Raw genomic sequence first — 25,757 nt, forward strand, 5'->3', positions numbered from 1 at the left:
AAAAACAGCGTGAACACGAAGAACAAAGTGGCCCTCGTAACAGGGGCCTCGTCGGGCATAGGCGAAGCCACTGCGCAGCAGCTGTCAAAAGCTGGTTACAAGGTATACGGCACCAGCCGGCGCGACGGCCGGGTGGGCCAGCGAGCGTTCGAGATGCTGCCGCTCGATGTGACCCAGGACGCGTCGGTCGATGCTTTGGTCCAGCAACTGATCCAGTTGGAGGGCCGCATCGACCTGCTGGTCAACAACGCTGGCTTCGGAGTCGCTCCAGCCGGCGCGGAAGAGAGTTCGATTGCGCAGGCCCAGGCTATCTTCGACACCAACTTCTTCGGCATGGTACGGATGATCCGGTCCGTCGTACCGCATATGCGTCGCCAGGGGAGTGGTCGCATCATCAACATGGGCTCCGTGGTGGGGTTCCTACCCGCACCTTATATGGCGCTGTACTCCGCCACCAAGCACGCGGTCGCCGGCTATTCGGAATCGCTAGACCATGAACTGCGCACGCAAAGCATTCGCGTCTCGGTGGTGGAGCCGCCCTATATCAACACGCCGTTCGAAGCGAATCTGATGCAGCCCGATGCACCGCTGGACATGTACCGCGAAATTCGTGCGGGCATGGAGCAGCGGCTCAAAGAAGGCATCGGTGGCGCAGAAGGACCTGAGATGGTGGCCACCATCGTGTTGAAGGCGGCCACCGCCGCGCAGCCCAAGACCCACTACGCTCCCGGGATGGCCGGCCGCCTGCGCCTGCTGCGCAGGTTTGCGCCCGCCAGTATGCTGGACGCCGGGGTGCGCAAAGACCTTCAGCTTGACGCCTAGGCGGCTACCGTTTCGACACGCCATTCACCAACCTCGCTACCACAGGAACTAGAAGGGCCATGAAAGCACTCACCTTCAAACGCTATGGCAAGTCGCCCGACATCGGGATTTCGGACGTTCCCCGCCCCACGCTCAAGCCCAACGAACTGCTGGTTCAGGTCCACGCTGCGGCCGTGAACCCGGTCGACAACGTTATCCCCACCGGCATCTTCAAACCCGTCCTTCGGTTCCAGCTTCCGGCTACGCTGGGCAGCGATCTGGCCGGTGTGGTGACGGAGGTCGGCAGCCGCGTGACGCGCTTCAGACCCGGCGATGCCGTCTTCGCCAGCATCTTCGACCTGGGTACGGGCTCGATCGCCGAGTTCGCAGTGGTACCGGAGAGCGCTGCCGCGATGAAGCCGGCCAACCTGGACTTCGTGCAGGCGGCATCGATCCCGATGGTCGGACTCACCTCGTGGCAAGCGCTGAACGAACGGGCCAATCTTCGGGCCGGTCAAAAAGTGTTCATCCCGGCAGGCTCCGGCGGTATTGGCACGTTTGCGATTCAGCTGGCAAAGCACCTGGGCGCCAAGGTGGGAACGACCACCAGCACGGGCAACGTCGAACCGGTGAGCAGCCTTGGCGCAGACGAGGTGGTCGACTACAAGAAGCAGGAGTTCGAGAAAGTGCTACACGGCTACGACGCGGTGCTTGGCACGGTCAGGGGTGACGCGTTAGAGAAAGCCATCGATATCCTTAAGCTGCGAGGCACGGTGGTCTCTCTGGTCGGCCCGCTGGACGCGGCATTCGCACGCGCTCGACGGCTGAACTTCTTCCTGACGTTCGTCTTCGGCTTGATGAGCCGCAAGATCATGCGCCTTGCGAAAAAGCGGGACTGCACTTACTCATTTTTGTTCGTGCGTCCCGATGGCGATCAACTCGCCCAAATCGGCGAACTCCTCAAGGAAGAGCGCATCCGGCCGGTGATCGACAAGGTGTTTCCATTCGAGCAGGCAAAGGAAGCCCTTGAATACCTTGCCCAGGGGCGTTCCAGGGGCAAGGTCGTCGTCAAGATGAGATAGAGGCCATCAGCAAGCGCAACGTCCCAGGATAACTTAGCGTCAATTTTTTGACACAATAAGGAGAACGATTTGAGTACATACCCAACCGCCAACATTGGCAAGCGCGCGCTGGTGACCGGCGCATCTAGCGGCATTGGCGCGGCAATCGCGCGTGAGCTCGCGGCGCTCGGCTTTGATTTGGTGTTGACGGCGCGGCGCCGTGACGCACTCGACGCGGTCGCCGCGACCTGCAAGGGCGTAAAGGTCGAGATCGTTATCGCAGATCTCGGCAAGCCTGATGCCGCGCGCGCGCTGTGGGCCTCCGCCACCGAATGCGGCCCGATCGACATCCTGATCAACAACGCCGGGTTCGGCTACTTCCGCCGCTTCGACGAGGTCGACTGGGCGCGCGACGCGGAGCTCGTCCAACTCAACATGACCTCGCTGGTCGCACTCGCGCGGTGCTTCGTTGACGCCCACAAGGCAAGCACCGGACCGGCGTACATGGTGAACATCGCGTCTACCGGCGCGTACCAGGCAGTGCCGAACATGGCGCTGTATGCCGCGTCCAAGGCGTTTGTCCGCAACTTCAGCGAGGGTCTCCATGACGAGCACCGCGGCACGCCGCTGTCGGTGACCTGCATCTGCCCTGGCGGCACCGAAACCGCGTTCCACGCTGCGTCTGGCGGCGGCGACTACTCGTGGATTGCGAACGCGTCGACGAAAAGCCCGGAGTTCGTCGCGCACGCCGCGATCCGCGCGATGCTGCTCGGCAAGCGCACGGTTGTGCCCGGCCTGTTCAATAAGCTGTCGTGCTTCGGTGTGCGCTTCTTGCCGCGGCGGTTCGCGTCTCAGGTTGCGACTGTAGTGCTAGGCAAGCCGCGGTTAGCGCTGCCGGCGCGCACAGCGACTTGAGACTACTCCAGGCCCCTTGGCGGGGTCCAGCTCCAGGCGTAAACGTCGCGTTCAGAATTCAAAGGGCCTAACGGAGAACTGAGCGGCTGCCGCCCGGGAATTAAACAATGAACTGGGGGTTGCTTCTTACGAAAGCAATGCAAGCGGAAAACGACGCACCTGGCCGCGCAGTGTTCGGCGCCGACGACATGCAGTCTGTGCAGACGTGGTCGGACCGCATCATTCACGAGATTGAGACCCGGACGTCGGCGCTGTCGGCGAAAGTATTCCTGTCTAACACGTGGACGGAGGGCGAAATGAGATCTTTCAGCCCATCAATCTGGTCGGCGTACAGTCTTCCGTCGCAGGGCATGGCGGGCAGGAAAATCATCGGCAGCGACATATCGATCCCGGTTTGTTGGCGGGAGAATAGTCTAACCGGTGACAAGTTCGAACATCTGAAGTGGGCCTGACCAGGCCGGTCAGCCAGCCTACTCAAAACAGTTGCCGCGCTTAGTACCCAATCAGAAAATGTTGATGCTATTGGTCCCGAGCCGGACGCAGTGGCCGGAATCCACCGCGCCGCACATGCTGGTCCTCACGCCACACGTAATCGCCCGTCAGGTTGATGTGTTCCCAGCCAAGCGGCGAAAGATATGGTAGCAAAACTGCATCGGGCGGGGCACCGCGTGCGGCCATCGCGTGGACAGCCCGTTCGAGGTAGACGGTGTTCCACAACACGATCGCGGCGGTCACCAGATTCAGGCCGCTGGCGCGATAACGCTGCGACTCAAAGCTGCGATCGCGGATTTCCCCAAGGCGGTAGAAGAAGACCCAACGTGCAAGCGCATTGCGGGCCTCGCCCTTGTTCAGGCCAACGTGAACGCGTCGGCGCAGTTCGACGTTCTGCAGCCAGTCGAGGATGAACAGCGTACGCTCGATACGACCGATCTCGCGTAACGCAACGGCGAGGCCGTTCTGCCGCGGATAGCTGCCGAGCTTGCGCAGCATCAGCGAAGCGGTGACGGTACCCTGCCGGATCGACGTCGCCAGGCGCAGGATCTCGTCCCAGTTCCGCCGGATTGCCTTCTCGTTGTACGCGTCGCCAATCATCGGCTGGAGCGCCGGATAATCCTTCACGCTGCCCGGCACGTACAGTTTCATGTCATGCAGATCACGGATGCGGGGCGCGAATCGGAAGCCCAGGAGGTGCATCAGTGCAAAAACGTGGTCGGTGAAACCGTTGGTGTCGGTGTAATGTTCCTGAATGCGCAGATCCGACTCGTGGTACAGCAAGCCGTCGAGCACGTATGTCGAATCGCGCACGCCGACGTTCACGAGGTTCGGGTAGAACGGCGCGTACTGGTCGGAGATGTGCGTGTAGAACATCCGGCCGGGTTCAGCGCCATACTTCGGGTTCACATGTCCGCTGCTCTCGGCGCGTCCGCCGGCCCGGAAACGCTGCCCGTCCGATGATGAAGTGCTGCCGTCACCCCAGTGGGCGGCAAACGGATGGGCGAACTGTGCGTTGACCAGTTCGGCCAGCGCCTGCGAATAGGTCTCGTCACGGATGTGCCAGGCCTGCAGCCATGACAGTTTCGCGTAGGTGGTCCCCGGGCATGCTTCTGCCATCTTTGTCAGCCCGAGGTTGATCGCATCGGCCAGGACCGTTGTGAGCAGCAATGTCTTGTCTTTTGCGCTCTCTCCGGTCTTCAGGTGCATGAAGTGGCGGGAGAACCCGGTCCGCGCATCGACCTCCATCAGCAGTTCGGTGATCTTCACGCGCGGCAGCATGACCGACGTCTGGTCGATCAGCGTCTGGGCAGCCTCGGGCACTGCTGCATCGAGTGGCGTGATTTTCAGGCCCGATTCCGTAATGATCGCATCTGGCAGTCCGTTTTCGGCCGCGAGCCGGTTGACGGTTGCCAGCCGCTGCTCCAGCAACTGACGCCGCTCGTTCAGGTAACGGTCGCAGTCCGTGGTGATGGGTAGTGGCAGCGCATTGTCCCGCCTGATCGCCTGGAAATTTTCCGCCGGGAGCAGATAGTCGTCGAAGTCCTTGAACTGGCGTGAGCCCTGCACCCAGATGTCGCCTGATCGCAGCCCATTCTTCAGCTCGGCCAGCGCGCACAACTCGTAGTAACGACGATCAATACCGATGTCGGTCAGGACCAGCTGTTTCCAGCGTGGCTTGACGAAGGCGGTCGGCGCGTCCTCGGGCATCTTGCGCACGCCATCATTGTCCATGGCCTTGATCAGGTTGACGGCGTTGAGCACATCGGTCGCCGCCGGCGCCGCGCGCAGTTTCAGGATTTCGAGGAAAGCCGGTACGTAGCGACGCAGCGTCGCGTAATGGTCGCTGATCCGATGCAGGAAATCGAACGCTTCGGGCTGAGCCAATTGCTCGGCCTCGCTGACACTTTTCGTGAATACCTCCCACGACATGACGGACTCGATAGCCTGGAACGCATCGCCGCCATTTTCCCTGGCCTTCAGCAAGGCGCGGCCGAGCTTCCCGTACAGTCTCACCTTGTCGTTGATCGCCTTGCCCGAGCGGTGGAACTGCTGCTGGTGTTTCTTTTTCGCGGCATTGAAAAGCCGGCCGATGATGCGGTCGTGCAGGTCGACGATTTCATCGGTGACTGTTGCCGTCGCTTCCATGACGATGGCCGCCAGGGTCGCGTGACGGCGCTGCGTTTCGAACTTCCCGAGGTCGTGTGGCGTCATCTGCGCGCCTTCGCGGGCAATCTTGAGCAAACGGTTCCTGTGCACCAGCCGGTCGAGGCCCGCGGGCAGCTCGACCGCGTGAAGGATTTTCAGGCGCTCGATGTGCTGCAGCATCTGCCGCGAACTGGCTTTGCCCGGCGGTAGTCGCAGCCACGCGAGCCATGTCATGCGGCCGTCGTCCCGACGTGTGAGCAACCGGTCGAGTCTTTGCCGGTGAGCATCCGACAGCGATTCAGTGAGCACGTCGTGGATCCGGCGTGTCGCGCGGATCACCGCCTCGGCACAAATCCGTTCGATCACGTTCGCACCGGGCAGAAGGATGGCCCGCCTGCGCAGGTATTCCACGAGCGCCTGCGCAAGCACGAGGCCCTTGTCCGTCTGCATCGCGAGATCAACGAGCGCCAGTATTGCCGGACGATAGTCGGCTACGGTAAGCGGGCGCAGGTTCAGCACCGCCTGCAGCTCGAGGAGGTGTTCGCGGCGCGTCTGGTCCCGCCGCGCGTATTCCTTCCAGAGCGCAGGATCAATGTCGAGCTGTCCGGCAACGTACTGCAGCAGCGCGGGTGGAGGCTCGACGCCAGCGGTCAGGATGATGCCCGGATAGCGCATACAGCAGAGCTGGACGGCAAATCCCAGGCGGTTAGCCGCCCCACGATGCTGGCCGGTCAGCGACAGCTCAGCTTCGCTGAAAGTGTAGTGGCGGATGAGTTCATCGCGGCTATCCGGAAACGGAAAGAGACTGTCCCGCTCGGCGGGCGAGAGAATGGAACGACGAGGCATGTTGGGCTCGACAGAGGATGGGGATGGTGCTGACGACGGGTTGCAGCACCGATTCCACTGAACTGGCGGTTCAGAAAAACAGCAGTGTAATACGTTCCATTGCCATAATCCTTCTTATCGCAATGGATGCTTTTTTCCACTAAACTGCCAAACATGAAAACGCGTCAGTCCCGGCCCGCCTCGCACACCGCCTCCGCCGAACCGCTGGCGTTTCCGGATGCCGACCAGCTTGCCGCGCTGCGCGGCTGGTATGCCGGCCTGTCGTCGCGGGCCGCCGTGGACCGCTACCTGCCTCACGCCCGGGCGCCGGGTGAATCGGCACGCGGTATCATCAGTGCCGTTCGCCGGCAGCTCACCAACCTGGCCCTCGAACGCCAGCGCGGCGATATTGCCGAGCTGCTGCAGCACCCCGTCGGTGAGCGGAGCGACCGGGCAGGCGCGGTCGCGCACGCGATGGAAATCCTGCGTGCGCTGCCGGTGCCACAACCCCAGATTGCTGATGACATCGGCCTGTGGCTGACGCCGCGCGCGGCGCGCGTGCTGCGTGCGCATGGCATCGCAACCCTCGCGGACCTGACCGTGCGGGTGCCGCGCCGGCGCCGCTGGTGGAGCACGGTGCGCGGACTCGGCCAGACCAGTGCCCGGCAGATCGAGGCGTTCTTTGCCGCCCATCCGCAACTGACGGAACGCGCTCACGCGCTGATTGCCGTGACCGCGCCGGGCGTCGTCGTCCCTTGGGAGCGGTTGAGGGTGCCGCACGAGGTGGATGGTTCGCACGGCAGTTTCCGGGCGCCCCGGCGGGCCTGCGCGCTTGACGCGAACAACGACTATGACGCGGTTCACGCGTGGCTCGCGTTGCACGAAACTCCTGCCACGCAGCGTGCCTACCGCAAGGAGGTTGAACGCCTGATCCTGTGGGCCATCGTCGAGCGCGGACGGGCGCTGTCCTCACTCACGACCGAGGATGCGATCGCGTATCGGAGCTTTCTGCGGCATCCCGGTCCGCGCGAGCGATGGGTCGGGCCGCCGAGACCGCGCAACGCACCCGACTGGCGCCCGTTCTCTGGAAACCTGTCGGCGCGCTCGACCGCCTACGCACTCTCTGTCCTGGGTGCCCTGTTTCGCTGGCTGATCGAGCAGCGCTACGTGCTCACCAATCCGTTTGCCGGCATCAAGGTGCGCGGCAAAACGCGCGTCACGCCACTGGACACGTCGCGCGGCTTCACGGAAGGCGAATGGGGGCTGGCTCGCACGATCGCCAACGGACTGGAGTGGTCCTACGGCTGGGAAGCACCCGCCGCGCAGCGGCTGCGCTTCGTGCTCGACTTTTCCTATGCGACCGGTCTGCGTGCGAGCGAACTGGTCGGCGCGAGGCTTGGCGACATCCGGATAGATGATCGCGGTGCCCGCTGGCTCAATCTCGTGGGCAAGGGCGGCAAGCCCGGCAAGGTGGCTTTGCCGCCACTCGCGCGCGTTGCACTCGAACAGTACCTCGTCCAGAGGCGTCTGCCAGTAACACCGCAGCGCTGGGATCCGAAAGCCCCGCTACTGGCGAGTTTTGACGGGGAAGGCGCAACAGGCATCACCCGTTCCCGTCTGTGGTTCGTGATGCGCGGCTTTTTTCGCCTGGCCGCCGATGTCATCGGCATCGATCATCCGGTACTGGCTGAAAAGTTGCGTCGCGCCAGCCCCCACTGGACGCGCCATACCCACGCCACCCATGCGCTCGCTCGCGGCGCGGAGCTGACGACCGTGCGAGACAACCTGCGCCACGCCTCGATCGCAACAACCTCGATCTACCTGCTGAGCGACGAGGCCAAACGCTCCCGGCAGATGGATGAGGCGTTCGCCGCGCCGTAGCCCATGCCCTTTCCGACAGGGCGTCGCCGGCTAAACGTGCTTTATTTTCCGTTTTCTCAAGCGACCCCATCTAGCCTCAACCGACGAACCGCGAAGTACCGACGAGCCCTCGGATCTTCGACTTCCTCGTAGTCGCCGGGGTGGAATGCCAAATTCTGCATGGAAAGTACGATTACCCCTTGAAGGGCGCCTCGAAGACATGAAGGCTGCGTCCGGAGACCGCGCCAGATAGTTGCACCAAAGCCCCGGAAAGGCACTCTCTAGCTGACGAAGGGCAGCTTCTCGTCGCGCGCAGTCGCGAGCATCGACAGCGTGATCTTTCGCACCTCGAGCTTGCTTTGCGTAATGTGAGCGCGCAGCAGGATGGCAGCCTCGCCAAACTTGCCGCGATCGATGAGATGGAGCATCGCCGAATGCTCGTCGTACGTCGCGCTCGTGCGATGCGCCTTGAGAAAATCGAGCCGCCGCACGATGCGGATGCGCTCGGTCACTTCGTTGTGCACGCGCAGCATCTCATTGTTGCCGGCAGCACTCACGAGGCCGCGGTGAAAGCCCTCGTCGAGCACGAACATCGTGGCCGGACGGCTTTCGCGTTCCCGTTCGTCAATGCACCATACGGCTCGCAACGCATCCATCGCATCGTGTGGCGCTCCCGAGAGCCGCTCGAGCGCCGCCAGTTCGAGAACGATGCGCAGGTCATACAACTGGTCGAGTTGATTGAAGTCGATATCGCAGACTTTCCAGCCGCGCCGGAACCCCACCTCAAGATAGCCTTCGCGCGCGAGACGAAACAGCGCATCGCGCATCGGCGTGCGCGACACGCCGTGGTGCTGGGCAATGTCGTTTTCGGAAAAGCGGTCGCCGGGAAACAGTCGAAAACTGAAGATGTCCTGCTTGATGAGCTGATACACCTGCTCGGCAAGGGGGTTTGCGCTATAGGTCACCTTCGTGCCAGATGCTGCAGGGGCTTCGGCGGCGGCTTCGGTCAAGTCGTCCATGAGTCAGGTATCGATAACGTCGAGAGTGGTGCGGCGCGTCGGTGCAATGGTGGGCGACGGGGGCCAGCTCCCTATTATCCGCCCTTAAACCGGCTCGATGAGGCTCACGTGCGCCGCCACGATCGTCCAGCCGCCGAACATATCGTTCGCCTCATGCAGCCGCGCCCAGGTCTGCATCTGGCGGCCCGTCAAAGGCGTGGTGTCGCTCGTGAACTCAGTGCTCACCGTCGCGTAGTCGCCGCCAAACGTCGTCACCACGGTGCGGTGCAACCGCCGCGAGCGGGGCACCGGCACGCAGGTTTCCCGCCAGCGGAGGATCGCGTCGCCACCATGCTGGATTTCGGCGATGCCATAGCGCACCGTTTCGGGTGCGTCCCAGAACAGGGCGTTCATCGTCTCGACGTCGTTGTCGACGAGCGCTCGCTCGTAAGCCTCGAAAGCTGCCGCGACCTGCGCGACGATCTCGGGCCGGTTCACTTCCATGGTCATCAGTCTGCCCCCAGCAGGGCGTCGAGAGGAGCGGTCCAGCCGACGATGCCGCCCTGCGAATGAATCATTGCAATCGTCGCTTCGCGAAACGCCGGTATGTAGCTTGCCGTCGCGTCCTCGACCAGCAGACACTCGTAGCCCCGATCGTTGGCCTCGCGCATCGAAGTCTGCACGCAGACCTCGGTCGTCACGCCCGCGAACACGAGATGCGTGATGCCTCGTATCGACAGTTCCTCGCCGAGCTGCGTTGCGTAGAAAGCGCCTTTGCCGGGCTTGTCGATGACGAGTTCTCCATCGATCGGCGCGAGCGTGTCGACGATCGCGTTGCCGGGCTCGCCGCGCACGAGGATGCGGCCCATCGGTCCTGCGTCGCCAATGCGCGCATCTGGCATGCCGCGCATGCGTTTGGCCGGGGGGCAGTCGGAGAGGTCGGGTGTATGCGATTCGCGGGTGTGCACGACCTGCCATCCCGCCGAGCGCGCATGCGCGAGCAGCCGCGCGACGGTCGGCACGATGCCTGAAAGCAGCGATACGTCGTTGCCGAGCGCCTGGCCAAAGCCACCCGGCTCGATGAAGTCGCGCTGCATGTCGATCACGATGAGCGCCGTATGACGCGCGTCGAACGTGAACGGCGCGGGCTTTGCGCTGGCGATGGTTGTCATCGCGACATTTCTCCGTTTGCGTTGTGTATCGTTCGCGCGCCGCTCAGGCGCTTGCGTGCAGCTCGGCCGGCTCAGCCGTCTGCGGCCTGCCTTCGTCGCCATGGCCCGCCATGTAACGCCCAAGCACCACTCGATCCGCCTCGTTTGCTGCAGTCTCGTAGACGAGACGTCCCTCGGCCATCACCACGATCCGGTCGGCAAGCTCCAGCAGTTCGTCGAGATCTTCGCTGACGAGCAACACGGCCGCACCGGCATCGCGCGCCGCGAGAATGCGGGCGTGGATGTCCGCCACGGAGGCAAAGTCGAGTCCGAACACAGGATTCGCGACGATCAGCACGTTCACTGCGTGCCCAAGCTCGCGAGCCAGCACGGCGCGCTGTACGTTGCCGCCCGACAGCGAGCCGATGGCGCGCTCGGGCAGCGCAGGCCGCACGTCGAATTCGGCGATCAGCCGCTCGGCGCGCGAGCGCATCGCGCGACGATCGAGCCACCATCCGCCGCGCCGCAGCGGCGCGCGGTCGAAATCCCGCAGCGCCATATTCTCGGCCACGCTCATGCCTGCCACGCAAGCATTGCGCAGCGGCTCCTCGGGAAGGGCGAACACGCGCATGCGCGTCATCTCTAAGCGCGTCGCGGCATAGGGCGAACCTTCCACGGCCATCGCGCCCGACTGGGCCTTGCGCTGCCCGACGAGCGCTTCGATCAGTTCCTTCTGACCGTTGCCGGAGACGCCCGCAAGCCCGAGGATCTCGCCCGCGCGCACGCTCAGCGACGCCTCGCGCACGGCAGCGTGCCCACGCTCGTCGACGACCGAAAGGCTCGATAGCGAGAGCCGCACCGGAGCGTCGGGCGAGTTCGGCCGGCGCGCAAGCCTGAACTCATCGGTGTCTTCAGCGGCGCCCTCACGCGTTTGCGCGCTTGCGTCGCTGCCCATCATCCAGGCGGCCAGCTGGTCGCGGTCGGTGTCGGCCACCGCGCAGGTGCCGACGAAGCGGCCCTTGCGCAATACCGTGACGTTGTCCGAATAGGCCATTACCTCGCGGAACTTGTGAGTGATCATCAGCACCGTGAGGTCGCCGCGCGAGGCAAGCGTGCGCATGAGGCCGAGCACTTCGTCGGCTTCCTGCGGGGTGAGCACGGAGGTGGGTTCGTCGAGAATCAGGAAGCGCTGCTCCAGATACAACTGCTTGAGAATTTCCAGCTTCTGCTTTTCTCCCGCCGCGAGTGACGAGACCGGCGCATCGAGTTCAAGGCGAAACGGCATGCGGCGCATGAAGGCGTCGAGCGAGTTGCGCTCGGCCGCCCAGTCGATCTTCCATGACAGGTTGCCGCGCGCAAGGAGCAGGTTCTCCTCGACGCTGAGCCCCGCCGCGAGTGTGAAATGCTGATAGACCATGCCGATGCCGAGCGCTTGCGCGTCGCGCGGGGATGCGATGCGCACCTCGCTTCCATCGGCCACAATCGTGCCGTGATCGAGCGGGCCGTAGCCCACGAGCCCCTTCACGAGCGTGCTCTTGCCTGCTCCATTTTCGCCGAGCAGCGCGTGAACCGTACCGGGCGCAACCCTGATCGAAACGTCATCGAGTGCGCGGAACGTCCCGAACGACTTGCTCGCGCCGATCACCTCGACGCCGAGCGCGCGTGTCGCGGTGATCATGGTCACTGCTCCAGGGCAGCGACGAGCGCCGCCGAACTGGACACCGTGCCGAATACGCCGCCCTGCATCAGGACCATGTTCAGCGCAGCGTCATGGTTGCCCTGATCGGTTGCGCCGCAGCAGTCCGCGAGCAACGTGCATTCGAAGCCGCGGTCGTTTGCTTCGCGCATCGTCGTATGGACGCACACATCCGTCGTGATGCCCGTGAGCACGAGATTCGCAATGCCGCGTGTGCGTAGGATCAGTTCGAGGTCCGTCGCGCAGAATGAGCCTTTGCCAGGCTTGTCGATGATGATTTCGCCCGGCAGCGGGGCGAGTTCGTCGATGATTTCCCAGCCCGGCTCGCCGCGCACGAGTATCCGGCCGCACGGTCCCATGTCACCGATGCCGAGACCGTTCGTGCCCGCCTGGCGGCTGCGCCAGCGCTTGTTCGCCGGCAGATCGGACAGATCCGGCCGATGCCCTTCACGGGTGTGGATGATCGTGAAGCCGAGTTCGCGCATCTGCCCCAAAACGCGCTTGATCGGCTCGATCGGGGCGCGCGTGAGCGAGAGGTCGTAGCCCATCTTGTCGACGTAGCCGCCGTAACCGCAGAAGTCGGTCTGCATGTCGATGATGACGAGCGCCGTGTTGTCGGGGCGCAGGTTCCCGTCGTAGGGCCAAGGATAGGGACGGGCTTCGATGGTACGGGTCATGTTGATTCTCCGGTCGCGCGCTACGCGAGCGCGGGCGATTCTGGATTCGGTCGGTCGGTCGGAAGCTGTCCGCGCTCAGCGCGTCAGGCTCAGCTCGCCGGGTGCGCCCGCCAGCGTGCGGTCCGGCCTGCAGTTGATGATCATGAGCGCGAGCGTCAGCACGTAAGGGGCGGCGTTGAAGAGGTAATAGCCGCTGGTCACGCCGATTGCCTGCAGGGCGGGGCCAAGCGCTCCGGCAGCGCCAAACAGCAGCGCAGCCCAAAGACAGCGCAGCGGCTGCCAGCGTGCGAAGATCACGAGGGCAACGGCCATCAGGCCTTGCCCGCTCGACAGTCCCTCGTTCCAGCTGCCGGGATAGACGAGCGAGAGATAGGCACCGCCCACGCCCGCGAAGAAACCACCCACCGCCGTCGCGATGACGCGTATCCGCGTAACGGGATAGCCCATTGCACGCGCGCTCTCGGCGTTCTCGCCGACGAGCCGCAGCGTCATGCCCCAGCGCATCGAGCGCAGTCCCCACTGCAAAGCGACGGCAAGCACGACGCCAATCACGAAGAGCAGATTGATATGCAGCGCGTTGTGCACTTGCTGCGAGGCGGCCCACGCGCCGAGATCGATCGACGGGAGCATCGCTGCCTGCGGCTCGATGAACGGCTTGCCGAGATAGAACGCCAGGCCGGTGCCGAACAGCATGAGCGCGATGCCGAACGCGATATCGGAAACACGCGGCAGCGAGCAGACCAGCCCATGCAGGCAGCCGAGCACCAGACCGGCCGCCGCCGCCGCGAGCACGCCGATCCACGGCGAACCCGAGAGATACGAGCCCGCATAGCCGCACATGGCGCCGGAGACCAGGATGCCTTCGAGACCGAGATTCACGCGGCCGCCTTTCTCGGTGAGGCACTCGCCGAGGCTCACGAACAGATAGGGCGTACTCACGCGAATGGCCCCCGCAAAGAGCGAAATCAGCAGTACCGCAGCGGGCGAATGAAGGTCAGACATGGCGGGTACGCTCCAGTGAAGCAGACGAGGTGTCGAGCGCGACGGCCTGAAGTTTCACGCGCCAGGCGGCAAGACGGGGAGCAAGTGCCTCCCAGGCCAACAGGTTCGCGAAAAGCAGCCCTTGCAGCACGAGCGTGGCGGCGTCGGGCAGCTCGAGGTGACGTTGCAGCAGACTGCCGCTCGCCTCGATGCCGCCGACCATCAGCGCGCACACGATCACGGCGAACGGATTCTGGCGTGCCGCGAATGCGACAAGGATGCCCGCATAGCCGTAGCCCGAGAGCAGCGACGCATTCGCGCTGCCTTGCACGGCCGCAACTTCGAACATTCCGGCAAGTCCCGCCGATGCGCCGCCTAGCGCGCAGGCGGTGAGCGCGAGCCCGCCCACGGGCAGGCCGACGAGGCGCGCCGTGTGCACGTTGCCACCCGTTACGCGCATGGCGAAGCCGAGCGTGCTTTGGCGCACGAGCACCCAGGCAGCGAGACACGCGAGCACGCCCCAGAAGAGGCCCCAGTGCACGTCGAGTCCCGGCAGCGAGCCGATGGTCATGGCGTCGGGGAGGGGCAGCGTCGACGGTTTGTTGAGACTGGCGGGATCGCGCAGCGGCCCTTCGACGAGAAACTTGAAAACGGCGATGGCGATATACGACATCAGCAGGCTGCTGATGGTCTCGTTGACACCACGCCATTGACGCATTGCGCCCACTGCGCTGATCCACAGGCCCCCCGCGAGCATGCCTGCAATCGCCATCAGCGGCGTCGCGACGATCCACGGCGTAGCCTGCGGCAGGCACTGCGGCACGACGGCGGCCGCGAGCCCGCCCAGCGCGAGCGCGCCTTCGCCGCCAATCACGATCAGGCCGACCTGGGCAGGCAGCGCGACGCACAGAGCCGTAAGCATGAGCGGTGCGGCGCGCAGCAAGGTGTTCTGCCATGCGAACGACGAGCCGAACGCACCTTCGCCAATTAGACCAAGGGCCTGGATGGCCGGCTGTCCCTGCACGAGCAGGAAGATGCCGAAGATCGCCAGAGTTGCCACGATTGCACATACTGTCGGCAACGCAGGCAACAGGGCAAGCAGCAGGCGCGCAAGACTTGCAGGCAGCCTTCGCGACGGCCCGTGAGCGGGAGAAAGGGATGCGGACATCAGGACTCCTGGCGAGAACGCTTACGGTCCTCAGATCTGGCCAACCACACCGGCAACCAGATAATTCATGCTTTCGAGCGCGAGATCGGTCTGTGCGTAGCTCGTGCCGGCCGCAATGGCGCTGCCGCCCTTGTTGTCCTTCATCGGTCCCTTGAAGATGACGTAGTCGCCCGCGACCATCTTCGCCTTCACGGTATCGGCTTGCGTGCGGGCATCGGGTGTCACCTTCGCGCCATACGGAGACATCTTCACGAAGCCTTCGCGCAGACCGCCGCGAAGAATGTTCGGCTGCGGCTTGCCCGTCTGCGCGTTCGTGACGAGCAGCTTGTAGGGCGTCGCCCAGTCCCATTCGGCGCCCGTCAGATAGCCCTTCGGCGCCAGCGCCGCCTGGCTTGCGTGGTAACCGCAGCTCATCGCGCCGCGTTTCTCGGCTGTCTCGATCACGACCTTGGGTCCGTCCACGTGACACGTGAGCACGTCGCAGCCCTGATCGACGAGGCTGTTGGCGGCCTCCGCCTCCTTCACCGGCATCGACCAGTCGCCCGTGAAAATCACGTGCGTGGCGATCGACGGATCCACCGACTGCGCGCCCAGCGTGAATGAGTTGATGTTGCGCAGAACCTGCGGAATAGGCTTGGCCGCGACGAAGCCCAGCTTCTTCGTCTTGCTCGCATGGCCTGCCACGACGCCGTTCAGATACTGGCATTCGTCGATATAGCCGAAGTAGCTGGAGATGTTGGCCGGATTGCCGCTCTTCCAGAGACCGCCGCAGTGGGCGAAGCGAACCTTCGGATATTTGGTTGCCATTTTCAGCACATGGGGATCGAAGTAGCCGAACGAGGTCGCGAAAATGAGCGTCGCACCGTCCTGCTCGATCATCGCCTCCATGGTCTTTTGGGCGGCGACGGTCTCGGGCACGTTTTCTTCCTCGACGACCTTCACGTTCGGCAGCTTCTTGATGACAGCCGCAGCTTGCGCTTGTGCCTGGTTGTAGCCGTAATCGCCGCGCGAACCGACGTAGACGACGCCGACCGTAAGCGGCTCGGCACCGAAAGCGAGGTCGAATGGGAGCGCGCTGCCGAGGGCGAGGGCGCCAGCGCCCTTGAGAAAATCGCGACGGTTTGTCATGGTTGGACTCCTCGTGAGTTCAATGCATATGTTCAGAATTGCCGATCGGATTGGGCTTGCGTTCCGGCCGCCGTTGCGAGCCATGCACGCCAGCCGCCGAATGCAGTGATGTCGTGTGCGCCGCTGCCTGGTGCGACCGCCGAGGGCTCGCTGATAAAGCCCTTGACGATGAGTCCATCGGCTGTCTGCACGCTGCCGATGCCGAGCGGCGCCGGCACGTGGGCAACGAATGCGCCGAAGCTGCGCAGCGGCACTTCCCAGAGCTCGATCTCGATGGGCTGGCCGGCCTCGTGCGGCGTACGCACCAGAGCGGGCTTGGCCGGCTTCGTACCGGCGAGCGCGTAAAGGCGGTAGTGCGAGGACGTGGTGGTGCTCTCGACGAAACGCGCACCAGCCTCGAGCAGTTGCCAGCAGAGGGGCTGCCCGCGCAGATGAGCGCCGACCACGGCGAGTGTCACCGTCGGCTCTTCGAAGGGCAGCGGTTGCGCGGCAATCGTGGCAGCGTCGTCGGGTGTAGCGTGCGCCCTGAAGAGCGCCTGGATGCGTGCGCCGAGCACTGCCAGGCGCTGGTCCGCGCCCGCTGGGGCGATCAGCGTCACGCCGGCTGGCAGGCCGTCCGCGCGGCGAACGCCAGGCACCGCCAGAGCGCACAGATCGAGCAGATTCACGAAGTTGGTATAGACGCCAAGCTGGCTGTTCGCCCCGATCGGGTCCGCATGTACTTCGTCGAAGGTTGGATGCGTGGGCGTGGTCGGCACGATGAGGACGTCGATCGCCTCGAACAGCGTTGCCACTTCGCGGCGCAGTGCGGCGAGTGCATACTGTCCGTCGAACGCATCGACAGCGCTGTAGCCGTCCGCTTTGGCAATCGCCTCGGCGACAACCGGATCGATGTCGGCGCGATTCGTCTCGAAGAAGGAACCGAGCGCGGCACGGCGCTCCGCTACCCACGGGCCGTCGTAAAGCAGCGCGGCAGTTCGCTGCATGGGTTCGAACGGCACGCTTGTTGGCGAAAGCGCAAGGCGCGAAGCGATCGTGTCGAGCGTGGCGGCAAAGGCCTGATGCGCCTGAGCGTCATCCTGGAAGGTCAACTGATCCGGCACGGCGAGGCGCAGTGGTGCATGGGGCAGTCCGAGTGCCGGCACTCGGCGCGCATAGCTGTCGTCTCCATCGTACTTCGCCATCTGCAGCAGGACCTCCCAGGCGTCGCCCACGTCATGCGCGAAGATCGACACGCAGTCCAGGCTCCGGCACGCCGGTACCACGCCGCGCTTGCTTACGATGCCAGGCGTTGGCTTGAGACCCACGAGGCCGTTGAAGGCTGCCGGAACACGCCCCGAGCCGGCGGTATCCGTGCCGAGTGAGAACGCAACCAGCCCAGCCGCAACAACGACCGCCGAGCCGGAGCTTGATCCGCCGGAGATGTGCGCATCGGATTCGAACTGTCGCACGCCGCCATAGGGCGAGCGTGTGCCGACCAGGCCTGTGGCGAACTGGTCGAGATTCGTCTTGCCGATGAGGATGGCGCCGGCGTCGAGCAGACGATCGACGGCGAATGCCGAGGCTGCGGGCGTGTAGGCGAAGGCGTCGCAGGCTGCGGTGGTTGGCATGCCGGCGACGTCGATGTTGTCCTTCACCGCGAACGGTACGCCGAACAGCGGCATCCGCTCAAAAATCGCGGCGCCCAGGCGCGCGCGCGCTTCTTCGAGCGCGGCAGCCCGGCTGCCGAGATCGGCGGCACTCACGCGCGATATCCAGACTTCGGGGCGACAGGAGGCGTCGATCCGGGCGATCACCGTGTCGACGATGTCGCGAGGCGTCGTGCTTTTGGTGGCGTAGGATTCGAGCAGCGCTCGAACCTTGAAGAAGGCGTCGGGAAGCATGAGTTCAATCTTGAATACAAGTTTGAGCTCATGCTCGCAGCAACTGTGCCAGGCAGGGGAGGTTGGCAGGAAGTCCTTGCCCGGCAACGATTTTTACCTTGGCGTAGAGGCTGGTACTTGGCTACCCGTGATCCAGTGTGGGTCGCGATTGGTTTGGGTTGGTGCACGTGTCCCGCTCATCGTGCACCAACCAGAGGGAAGGGCGCGAGCGGTGGTTCGCTCGGCTATCGCCCCCTCGTTGGCACCCACCGGATCCTGACGCTCGCAGGACTGAGCGAGCGGTAGTTAAGGCACTCCTGGCCGAAGCGAGGAAGCCTGCGAAGACCATTACCACCGGCTCGGAGAGGAACTGGACGAGCATGACGGCCCGCCGCCCCGCGAAGTTCACAAGTGGGTGTGTTTGGGCGGGCGATACGAAATTCATCTCGAAATAAGACCCGCATATGCCCAGCCCGTGCCACCATCTTCGTGCTCCGGGTTTGGGACACAAGGCAAGACCGCTGATCAACGGGCGTGACCAGCCGGTCACTTTCCCAAGCTGCACGATCGGGGCACAAAAAAGAAAACGCCCGTGTTATTCACACGGGCGTTTCCGTGGCCCCGCTACCGCGCCCCAATGAACGATTTCTCGTCCGCTTCTGCATCAGGGGCCGGCTTCCGCGCGGCTCTCTTCAAGTATAGGGCGCTTGGCGGGATATCCAAGTCGGCGAGACCAGCTTTTTGCACGGAACGCGAGCGGATGATTCAGACGTTTGAATACTCGCGCCGCCTCTGGGCTCAACGCCGTCATTGAGCTTTCAGCCGTTCATGCCGTTCGGTACATGAAAGCAACAACCTTACTGCAAAGCCGGCTGGCCTGATAGCGATAAGCAATTCTTCGAAAAATGCACGTCTGCTTCCGCAAGCGCACACGAGGACATCATCTTTTGCCAGCCGCATCGAGATACGGCCCTGTTGACCCGCGTACTTTTAGCACCGCAGGCACCGCATATCCTTGTCGCGTTGCCCGGCCGTCCAGCGCGTCGAGCAGATGCCTCGCGGCGACCGTGCCGATCTCGCGCGTGTCCACGTACATCGTCGTGAGGGGCGGGCGCGCTTCGCGTGCGATCGCGAGATCGTCGAAGCCGGTGACCGAAAGCCGCTCGGGAATGGCGATGCCCAACTCTTCCGCCTCCCGCAAAATGCCGAGCGCAATATGATCGTTGCCGCAGATGATCGCTGTCGGACGCGGCCCGGGCTGTTGCCAGAGCGAGCGCAACGCGCGCCGGCCAAAATCGAGCGTGGATTCACCTTCGACGAGGTGCTCCGGCCGCACCGCGAGGCCATGACGCTCCAGCGCGATGCGGATGCCTGCGAGCCGCGCCTGCACACGGTCGTTGTCGCGCGTCGGTTGGATGCAGACCGCAAACGACCGATGACCGAGCGCGACGAGATGCTCGGTGATCCCTTCATACGCGGCGCGGTTGTCAACGCCGATGCAATCGTGCGGACTGCCTTTGCGCCACGCATAAAGCACGACGTAGGGCACGCGCCAGACTCGCAGCGCATCAAAGAGCTCCGGCGGATGCGCTTCGCCCACCACCGCGATCGCCTCCACGCCGCGCGCGAGCATCGCTTGAACCTGGGAAAGAGCCTCTTTAGGATCGTAGTTCGAGCACCCGAGAAAAAGCGTGATGCCGCGCGCGGCGAACGCAGCCTGCATGCCGCTCACCTGCGAGGCAAACACCTGATCATCGAGCGTCGGAATGACGATGCCCGCAATGTGGCTGCGTGTGGATGCGAGCGCACGTCCGGCTGCATTCGGAAACCAGTTCAGCTCCAGCGCAGCGCGCTCGACGCGCTCGCGCACGCTGTCCGACACTTTGCTGGGCTCGTTGTAGACGCGCGATACCGTCGCCGTGGACACGCCCGCGAGCTTCGCCACGTCGGACAGCACCGTGCGCCCCGTGCTGCGGCGGGAGCGCGCCCCGGCCGCCCGCCCGGCAGGTGACGGTTTTTCTTCGAGAGCAGAGTCAGAGGCGGAAGAGCGAGGCATCGACGTTCAGGTTTCGTACAGGGAGCGCGTCATCTTACTCGCGGCGCGACACAACGGCGCATCCGTCAGGCCCCCGCTGCGATGCGCGAGCGGAAATGCTCGGTACCTTCGACGATCTTGTCGAGCACCGCGTCGAGCGCCCAGAAGCGTTCGCGCACGTCGTAGTCGATCGCGCGGCAGCGAATGGACTGGAACGTGCCGATGCGCTGGTGGTACATCTTCGCGAGCGCCGGATAGCCGAGTGCCTCGGATACCGCCGCGACCACGAGAAAGATCGAGAGCTCGCGGGCGAGCGCTGGGTTCTCGTCGGCGCGATTGCGCAGCCAGTTGTACAGGTCCGGATGGAAGTTCGTGAACACGCCGTTGAATCCCGCGGATCCGGCTTTCATCGCATCCCAGGCAATCGCGGCATTCGCGTTAAGGATCTTCATGGGCGAACCCTTCGCCAGGGCAACGCGGCGCTTCACCGTGTCGAGATCGCAACTCACGTCCTTCAACATCACGAAGCGGCCGGTGTCGATGCACATCTCGAGCTCGTCGTCGGATAGCAGGCGCCGGTAGGGAGCGGGGCATTCGTATAGCCCGAGCGGTATGTCGGAAGGCAAGCGGCTCATCAGACGGCGCAAGTTCGTTGAGAACGCTTGCGTGCCGTAGCGGGCTGGATCGAGCCGGTTCGTCACCAGCACGATCCCGTCCGCGCCGGTCGCCGCGGCGGCGTTCAGCTCTTCGGCCTGCGCGTCGGGATCATCGCTGATATGGCCCGAGACCACCACCGGCACGCGGCCGCCCACGCGCTCGACCACGAAGCGGCCAAGTGCCGCGCGCTCCGCGAGGCTGAGAAATTGCATCTCGCTCGACTGCGCCACGGCGAACAGCGCGTCCGAGCCGTGCGCGAGATACCACTCGATCAGCCGTTCGAGCCCGGCATAGTCGATGGCGCCGTCGTCGTCGAAAGGCGTCAGCATCACGGGCACGATGCCTTCGATCGTTTGCGACGAGCGCGTCGAAGAAGTGGGGAGGGTCATGTCGGTGTTGTCCTTAGCAGGGTTGAACGGGCAGTTCATCAAGCGGGTGCCCGTGCCGGGCTGCCCGGTTCCGGTTCGCTTTCGATCGGTTTGCGCACCAGAAACAGATAGCTCATGGCGCCGACGAAGGCGATCGCGGCAGCCGTCAGCAGAGCCGGCACGAAGGACCACGCCTGCGCGATGTAGCCCGTGAGAATGGGCGCGAGCGCGCCGCCCAGAAAGCCGCCGAAGTTCTGGATCGCGCCAAGCGAGCCGACGCGGTTGGCGGGCGCAGCGGCCGTCGCGAGCGCCCATGAGCAGGCGGACGCCGCGTTGGCGAGAAAAATCACCACGGAGATGCAGACGATCGCGATCGTATTGCTTTCGACGAGCGCGGCGGGCACGGTAAACGCGACCATCCCGAGCATCGCGACGACGACCGCGTTACGTCTGCTCGCCACCGGCGAGGCGCTCTTCTTCGTGATGAGGTCGGAGAACCATCCCGCGCAGAGCGCGCCGAGGAAGCCGCAGAAGAACGGCACCGAGGCCGCGATGCCCGTGTGGATCAGCGTCATGTGGCGCTGCATCGTCAGATAGCCGGGCAGCCAGGTCAGATAGACCCAGTTCAGATACACCGAGCCGAAGAAGCCGATCAGCATGCCCCACGTCGTCAGGTTCGAGAAGAGGGCGCGCCAGTCCGCGAAGCTCAGGCTTTCGGCGGGCTTCGTCTCCGCGACGTCGCCCTTCAGATAGCGCCTTTCTTCCGGCGTCAGCGTCGCCGGGTTCGGGTCGCGATAGACCGCGAGCCAGATCACCGCCACCACGAGGCCGAGCGCGCCCGTAATAATGAAGGCCCAACGCCAGTGAAATTCGACGACCAGGACCGACAGGCACAGCGGTGCAAGCGCGGTTCCGAGCGGCGACGCTGAATTGAAGATGCCGGTCGGCTTGCCTCGCGCGCGCAGCGGAAACCAGTTGCTCACGACGCGCGCCGCGGACGGAAACTGCGGCGACTCGCCGATCCCGAGCACGATGCGCGCGATGACGAACCAGCCGAAGGTGGACACGATGCCGCCCGCCGCCTGCGCGAGCGACCACAGGATCAGGCCGCAACCCAGCAGCCTGCGCGGGCCGATGCGGTCGACGAGGCCGCCGACCGGCAATTGAAACAGTGCATAGCTCCAGGAGAACGCCGATAGCAGCAGCCCCATTTCGCCGAGCGACAGACCGAGATCCTTGCGGATCAGTGGATTGGCGACCGCGAGCGTCCCCCGGTCGAGATAGTTCACGATGCCGCTCACCATCAGCAGCGCAAGCGCCACGATCTGGGCGCGGCGCACGCGGGATGGTGCCTGTTCGGGCGCGGGGGTTGGGTTCATGCTGTCGTCTCCGTGTCGTCTTATGAATGGACTGCAACGTCGCGCAGCCGGGTCTATGAAACCGCCGCCGCGAACGTGGGTTGCGCCCGCACTTCGAACTGTGTCGGGATGGATGCCTGCGCGCCTCGACGCGTAACGCTGAGCGCCGCGGCTCGCTGAGCGAAGTCGATCGCGCCGCGGATGCTCGCGCCGCGCACGCGCTCGGCTGCGAAGCCGCCCACGAAGGTGTCGCCGGCTGCCGTGGTGTCGATCGCATCGACGCGCAGCGCGGGCAGATGGCCTTCCTCTCCGGTCGTCGCATACCAGACACCCTGCGCGCCAAGCGTGACGATCACCGTCTCCACGCCTTTCGCGCGCAGACGCGTCGCCGCCTCGCGCGCAGAAGCGGGACTATCGACGGGAACGTGCGCCAGCAACGCCGCTTCCGATTCATTGAGGATGAGAAAGCTGGTCTGTTCGTAAAGTGCATCTGGAAGGGCCTGCGCTGGGGCGGGATTCAGCAGCACTGGGGTGCCGAACTTTGCCGCGAGCGCGATCGCGTGCCGCACGGTATCGAGCGGCACTTCGAGCTGGCAAATGAGCATGCCGGCGTCAGCGATGCCGGCAGCCGCGGCGTCCAGGTGATCGGGCGTGAGTGCGGCGTTGGCGCCGGGCGAAACGACGATCGTATTTGCACCGTCCGCGGCCACGGTGATGACGGCGATGCCGCTCGACGTGCCATCGACCGTGTGCACGTGCGCGGTGTCGATGTGTTCGTGCTGAAGGCCGTCGCGAAGCTGCGCGCCAAATTCGTCGCGGCCGACACAGCCGAGCATTGCCACTGATGCGCCGAGACGCGCCGCCGCCACCGCCTGATTGGCGCCCTTGCCGCCGGCGAATGTAGCGAACGCGCCACCGAGCAAGGTTTCGCCGCGCGCCGGAAGTCGCTCTGCGTGGACAACGAGATCCATGTTCGCACTGCCGACCACGACGATCCGGTCGCAGGAATGCCGGTCCGCAGATTGAATGGTAGCGCTTACATTTTCGAGAATTTTTGACGATGACATATCTGAATGAAGTGGGTATTGCTACTTGTTGGAAGTGTTAGCGCTTACATTAACGCGGAAAACAGCAACCGGGGCAACGAGAAAATGACGTCATCAGGGAAACTCCCTAAACGATTCATCGGACCGGCGATCGCGCTCCGCTCGCCCGCAGGATCATGCTCACCACTTCTTCCGTCGTAGCCTCGAAGCGCTTCGTCGAGAGCGCGCGTTTGCCCGAGAGCGCGCATATTTGAGCCTCGAAATCGGCGTAGTGCTGCGTGGTCGCCCAGATCATGAAGAGGAGCGTCCGAGGGTCGACGGGCGCGAGCAACCCTTTGGCTATCCATCGCTCGATCAGCTTCACGCGTGTGTCCATCCACGGCTTCACACGTTCGAGCAGGATCTCTTGCATGTGCAGCGCCCCGCTGATTATTTCGTTGGCCCACACCTTCGATCCAAGTGGGCGGCGCCGTGACAGGGCCATCTTGGCGCGCACGTAGCCGCCAATCGCCTCGACCGGATCGTCGCTTGCATCGAACAGGTTGGCGGCGGCGTTCCATTCCTCGAACACATCGTCGAGTACGCGCCAGTACAGCGCCATCTTGGTCGGGAAGTAATAGTGCAGATTCGCCTTCGGTAAACCCGCGCGCTCGGCGATCAGCGCCGTGCTCGCGCCTTCGAATCCGCGTTCGGCAAACACGGCTTCGGCACAGGCGAGTAGATGGGATTCATTCGACGCGCGAATGGAGGCTTTGCGCCGCTGTGGCTTGTGCGATGTGTCGGCGGCTCGTTGCGCCTGCACGGTGCCGCGCGTCGCGAGGGGCGCGGCTCGCGTGGTGGGTTCGTCGTCGCGCATGTTCGGTCCATTCGGAAGAGAAAAGGAGCGCGGCGGCCGCGCGCATGCCGGAATCATTGTAGCCACGATGCAAGTGCGCCGCGAATTCACCGACATCAGGAGAAACGCGCAGCACGGACGCCTGGTTTTTTCGCGCACTGCAGCATCAGTGGCACGCTTCTCGCTCGTAACTCCGCATTGAATTCGCGAAGTTTCTCGTCTAAAACCTGTCCAATCGGACAGGATTCGAAGGGCTGGGTTTCAGGGGCAGCGCAGTGCCATCGAGACGTGCACCGTCGTGATCCTTCGCGCCCCAACACGGTGGCATGCATGCACGTTTGACGAGCACGGACAGGAGAACACGCATGAACGCAGTAAGCGAAGCCGCGCTGACGACCGCGATCCACGTGAACGGTCAGCGATTGTGGGACAGCCTGATGGAGATGGCCAGGATTGGCGCCACGCCCAAAGGCGGCGTGTGCCGTCTGGCGCTGACCGACCTCGACAAGCAGGGCCGCGATCTCATCGTGCAATGGGCGAAAGAGGCGCGCTGCACGATCAGTGTCGATCAGATGGGCAACGTGTTTATGCGCCGCGCGGGGCGCAACAACGACCTGCCGCCCGTGATGACCGGCTCGCACGCGGACTCGCAGCCAACCGGTGGGCGCTTCGACGGTATCTATGGGGTGCTCGGCGGCCTCGAAGTGATTCGCTCGCTCAACGATTACGGCATCGAAACCGAGCGCCCTGTTGAAACGGTGATCTGGACCAACGAAGAAGGCTCGCGCTTCGCGCCGGCGATGGTGGCCTCGGGCGTATTTGCGGGTGTGTTTGCGCTCGAGTACGGACTGTCGCGCAAGGACGTCGACGGCAAGACCATCGGCGAGGAATTGCAGCGCATCGGCTACGCGGGCGCGTTGCCGTGCGGCGGCCGCAAGATTCACGCGGCGTTCGAACTGCACATCGAACAGGGTCCGATACTCGAGGCCGAAAACAGGACGATCGGCGTGGTCACCGACGCGCAAGGTCAGCGCTGGTACGAAGTCGTGCTCACGGGCCAGGAGGCGCACGCGGGGCCTACGCCCATGCCGCGCCGCCGCGACGCGCTGCTGGGCGCCTCGCGCGTCGTGCAGCTCGTCAACGAAATCGGCCTGCGTCATGCGCCGCTCGCGTGCGCGACGGTCGGCATGATGCAGGTGCATCCGAATTCGCGCAACGTGATTCCGGGCCGCGTGTTCTTCACCATCGATTTTCGCCATCCGCAGGACGAGGTGCTGGCGCAGATGAACGCCGAGCTGCGCGAAGGCATCGCGAAGATCGCGGAACAGGGCAAGCTCGAAGCCGACGTCGAGCAGATTTTCTACTACGCGCCCGTGCCGTTCGACGAGGCGTGCGTGAAGTCCGTGCGCGCGGCGGCCGAGCGCTTCGGCTATTCGAATCGCGACATCGTTTCGGGCGCAGGTCACGACGCGTGCTATCTCGCGACGGTCGCGCCGACCTCGATGGTGTTCGTACCGTGCATCGACGGCATCAGCCACAACGAAGTCGAGGACGCGACGATCGAATGGATCGAAGCCGGCGCGAACGTGTTGCTGCACGCCATGCTCGAACGCGCGAGCGAGCCCGGCTGACGCAATTTCGATCGAACGCAAGCGGTCTCAGCGCCGCGCTGTCTTTCCAACGATTCCCCACGTA

21 protein-coding genes are annotated in these 25,757 nt (G+C 64.2%); 6 read left to right on the forward strand and 15 right to left on the reverse strand.

Translation table 11 applies throughout. The features are described 5' to 3' along the window. Positions 1-9: 9 nt before the first annotated feature. From HDG37_RS30355 to HDG37_RS30370, 4 genes are all read left to right on the forward strand, one after another. Positions 10-822: an oxidoreductase gene (locus tag HDG37_RS30355; RefSeq protein WP_184054114.1), complete on the forward strand. Its 813-nt coding sequence runs from the start codon at positions 10-12 to the stop codon at positions 820-822. Between the two features lie 59 nt (positions 823-881). Then, entirely contained in the window at positions 882-1,883 is a 1,002-nt protein-coding gene (locus HDG37_RS30360) for an NADP-dependent oxidoreductase (protein ID WP_184054116.1), read from the forward strand. A gap of 69 nt (positions 1,884-1,952) precedes the next feature. Continuing rightward, the gene (locus tag HDG37_RS30365; RefSeq protein WP_184054118.1) at positions 1,953-2,777 is read left to right on the forward strand and encodes an SDR family oxidoreductase; all 825 of its coding nucleotides are present in this window, start codon (positions 1,953-1,955) and stop codon (positions 2,775-2,777) included. Between the two features lie 107 nt (positions 2,778-2,884). Next, entirely contained in the window at positions 2,885-3,229 is a 345-nt protein-coding gene (locus tag HDG37_RS30370; RefSeq protein WP_184054120.1) for a hypothetical protein, read from the forward strand. Between the two features lie 67 nt (positions 3,230-3,296). Here HDG37_RS30370 and HDG37_RS30375 read toward each other — a convergent pair whose 3' ends face one another. Beyond that, complete coding sequence (locus HDG37_RS30375) at positions 3,297-6,263, reverse strand: Tn3 family transposase (protein ID WP_184054122.1); 2,967 nt, start codon at positions 6,261-6,263, stop codon at positions 3,297-3,299. A 153-nt stretch (positions 6,264-6,416) separates the two neighbouring features. Here HDG37_RS30375 and HDG37_RS30380 point away from each other — a divergent pair, with 153 nt between their 5' ends. Beyond that, the gene (locus HDG37_RS30380) at positions 6,417-8,123 is read left to right on the forward strand and encodes a phage integrase family protein (protein WP_184054124.1); all 1,707 of its coding nucleotides are present in this window, start codon (positions 6,417-6,419) and stop codon (positions 8,121-8,123) included. 260 nt (positions 8,124-8,383) lie between these two features. Here HDG37_RS30380 and HDG37_RS30385 read toward each other — a convergent pair whose 3' ends face one another. The 14 genes from HDG37_RS30385 to HDG37_RS30450 all read right to left on the reverse strand — a co-directional run bounded on the left by HDG37_RS30385 (position 8,384) and on the right by HDG37_RS30450 (position 24,083). Continuing rightward, positions 8,384-9,121, reverse strand: a complete 738-nt coding sequence (locus HDG37_RS30385) for a GntR family transcriptional regulator (RefSeq protein WP_260335150.1) — start codon at positions 9,119-9,121, stop codon at positions 8,384-8,386. A gap of 84 nt (positions 9,122-9,205) precedes the next feature. Then, positions 9,206-9,604, reverse strand: a complete 399-nt coding sequence (gene hpxZ / locus HDG37_RS30390; RefSeq protein WP_090811898.1) for an oxalurate catabolism protein HpxZ — start codon at positions 9,602-9,604, stop codon at positions 9,206-9,208. 5 nt (positions 9,605-9,609) lie between these two features. Next, positions 9,610-10,272 (reverse strand): cysteine hydrolase family protein, encoded by a 663-nt coding sequence (locus HDG37_RS30395; RefSeq protein ID WP_184033140.1) that lies wholly within the window; start codon positions 10,270-10,272, stop codon positions 9,610-9,612. A gap of 43 nt (positions 10,273-10,315) precedes the next feature. Next, positions 10,316-11,929, reverse strand: coding sequence for an ABC transporter ATP-binding protein (locus tag HDG37_RS30400; RefSeq protein ID WP_184054126.1), 1,614 nt, complete (start codon positions 11,927-11,929; stop codon positions 10,316-10,318). Positions 11,930-11,931: 2 nt separating this feature from the next. After that, positions 11,932-12,624 carry a cysteine hydrolase family protein gene (locus HDG37_RS30405; protein ID WP_184054128.1) on the reverse strand — a complete coding sequence of 231 codons (693 nt, stop codon included), beginning with the start codon at positions 12,622-12,624 and terminating at the stop codon, positions 11,932-11,934. Between the two features lie 75 nt (positions 12,625-12,699). Continuing rightward, entirely contained in the window at positions 12,700-13,626 is a 927-nt protein-coding gene (locus HDG37_RS30410; protein WP_184054130.1) for an ABC transporter permease, read from the reverse strand. Beyond that, entirely contained in the window at positions 13,619-14,773 is a 1,155-nt protein-coding gene (locus HDG37_RS30415; protein WP_184054132.1) for an ABC transporter permease, read from the reverse strand. The genes HDG37_RS30410 and HDG37_RS30415 overlap by 8 nt, the downstream gene beginning before the upstream one ends. 30 nt (positions 14,774-14,803) lie before the next feature. Then, a complete protein-coding gene (locus HDG37_RS30420; protein WP_184054134.1) occupies positions 14,804-15,901 on the reverse strand; it encodes a BMP family ABC transporter substrate-binding protein in 1,098 nt (365 codons plus the stop codon). Between the two features lie 32 nt (positions 15,902-15,933). Next, entirely contained in the window at positions 15,934-17,784 is a 1,851-nt protein-coding gene (gene atzF, locus HDG37_RS30425) for an allophanate hydrolase (RefSeq protein ID WP_184054181.1), read from the reverse strand. A 919-nt stretch (positions 17,785-18,703) separates the two neighbouring features. Beyond that, entirely contained in the window at positions 18,704-19,819 is a 1,116-nt protein-coding gene (locus HDG37_RS30430) for a LacI family DNA-binding transcriptional regulator (protein WP_184054136.1), read from the reverse strand. Between the two features lie 65 nt (positions 19,820-19,884). After that, positions 19,885-20,844: a dihydrodipicolinate synthase family protein gene (locus HDG37_RS30435; protein ID WP_184054138.1), complete on the reverse strand. Its 960-nt coding sequence runs from the start codon at positions 20,842-20,844 to the stop codon at positions 19,885-19,887. Between the two features lie 38 nt (positions 20,845-20,882). After that, on the reverse strand, positions 20,883-22,202 hold the full coding sequence (locus HDG37_RS30440; RefSeq protein ID WP_184054140.1) for an MFS transporter: 1,320 nt from the start codon (positions 22,200-22,202) through the stop codon (positions 20,883-20,885). Between the two features lie 53 nt (positions 22,203-22,255). Beyond that, the gene (gene rbsK, locus HDG37_RS30445; protein ID WP_184054142.1) at positions 22,256-23,170 is read right to left on the reverse strand and encodes a ribokinase; all 915 of its coding nucleotides are present in this window, start codon (positions 23,168-23,170) and stop codon (positions 22,256-22,258) included. Positions 23,171-23,363: 193 nt separating this feature from the next. Beyond that, positions 23,364-24,083, reverse strand: coding sequence for a TetR/AcrR family transcriptional regulator (locus HDG37_RS30450; RefSeq protein WP_184054144.1), 720 nt, complete (start codon positions 24,081-24,083; stop codon positions 23,364-23,366). A 344-nt stretch (positions 24,084-24,427) separates the two neighbouring features. On the opposite strand from HDG37_RS30450, the gene HDG37_RS30455 reads away from it, so the two are divergent. Next, positions 24,428-25,693 (forward strand): Zn-dependent hydrolase, encoded by a 1,266-nt coding sequence (locus tag HDG37_RS30455; protein ID WP_184054146.1) that lies wholly within the window; start codon positions 24,428-24,430, stop codon positions 25,691-25,693. The last annotated feature ends 64 nt before the right edge of the window (positions 25,694-25,757 follow it).

The organism is Paraburkholderia sp. MM5384-R2, from assembly GCF_014201025.1.
GTDB classification, from domain to species: domain Bacteria; phylum Pseudomonadota; class Gammaproteobacteria; order Burkholderiales; family Burkholderiaceae; genus Paraburkholderia; species Paraburkholderia tuberum.

Excerpts from the sequence above, each read along its gene's own strand:
- HDG37_RS30370 (WP_184054120.1), top strand. The coding sequence starts at position 2,885 with ATGAACTGGGGGTTGCTTCTTACGAAAGCAATGCAAGCGGAAAACGAC.
- HDG37_RS30440 (WP_184054140.1), bottom strand. The coding sequence starts at position 22,202 with ATGAACCCAACCCCCGCGCCCGAACAGGCACCATCCCGCGTGCGCCGC.
- HDG37_RS30375 (WP_184054122.1), bottom strand. The coding sequence starts at position 6,263 with ATGCCTCGTCGTTCCATTCTCTCGCCCGCCGAGCGGGACAGTCTCTTT.
- HDG37_RS30450 (WP_184054144.1), bottom strand. The coding sequence starts at position 24,083 with ATGCGCGACGACGAACCCACCACGCGAGCCGCGCCCCTCGCGACGCGC.
- HDG37_RS30455 (WP_184054146.1), top strand. The coding sequence starts at position 24,428 with ATGAACGCAGTAAGCGAAGCCGCGCTGACGACCGCGATCCACGTGAAC.
- HDG37_RS30380 (WP_184054124.1), top strand. The coding sequence starts at position 6,417 with ATGAAAACGCGTCAGTCCCGGCCCGCCTCGCACACCGCCTCCGCCGAA.
- HDG37_RS30360 (WP_184054116.1), top strand. The coding sequence starts at position 882 with ATGAAAGCACTCACCTTCAAACGCTATGGCAAGTCGCCCGACATCGGG.
- HDG37_RS30395 (WP_184033140.1), bottom strand. The coding sequence starts at position 10,272 with ATGACAACCATCGCCAGCGCAAAGCCCGCGCCGTTCACGTTCGACGCG.
- HDG37_RS30415 (WP_184054132.1), bottom strand. The coding sequence starts at position 14,773 with ATGTCCGCATCCCTTTCTCCCGCTCACGGGCCGTCGCGAAGGCTGCCT.
- HDG37_RS30420 (WP_184054134.1), bottom strand. The coding sequence starts at position 15,901 with ATGACAAACCGTCGCGATTTTCTCAAGGGCGCTGGCGCCCTCGCCCTC.
- atzF (WP_184054181.1), bottom strand. The coding sequence starts at position 17,784 with ATGCTTCCCGACGCCTTCTTCAAGGTTCGAGCGCTGCTCGAATCCTAC.
- HDG37_RS30405 (WP_184054128.1), bottom strand. The coding sequence starts at position 12,624 with ATGACCCGTACCATCGAAGCCCGTCCCTATCCTTGGCCCTACGACGGG.
- HDG37_RS30430 (WP_184054136.1), bottom strand. The coding sequence starts at position 19,819 with ATGCCTCGCTCTTCCGCCTCTGACTCTGCTCTCGAAGAAAAACCGTCA.
- hpxZ (WP_090811898.1), bottom strand. The coding sequence starts at position 9,604 with ATGGAAGTGAACCGGCCCGAGATCGTCGCGCAGGTCGCGGCAGCTTTC.
- HDG37_RS30385 (WP_260335150.1), bottom strand. The coding sequence starts at position 9,121 with ATGGACGACTTGACCGAAGCCGCCGCCGAAGCCCCTGCAGCATCTGGC.
- HDG37_RS30400 (WP_184054126.1), bottom strand. The coding sequence starts at position 11,929 with ATGATCACCGCGACACGCGCGCTCGGCGTCGAGGTGATCGGCGCGAGC.
- HDG37_RS30410 (WP_184054130.1), bottom strand. The coding sequence starts at position 13,626 with ATGTCTGACCTTCATTCGCCCGCTGCGGTACTGCTGATTTCGCTCTTT.
- HDG37_RS30435 (WP_184054138.1), bottom strand. The coding sequence starts at position 20,844 with ATGACCCTCCCCACTTCTTCGACGCGCTCGTCGCAAACGATCGAAGGC.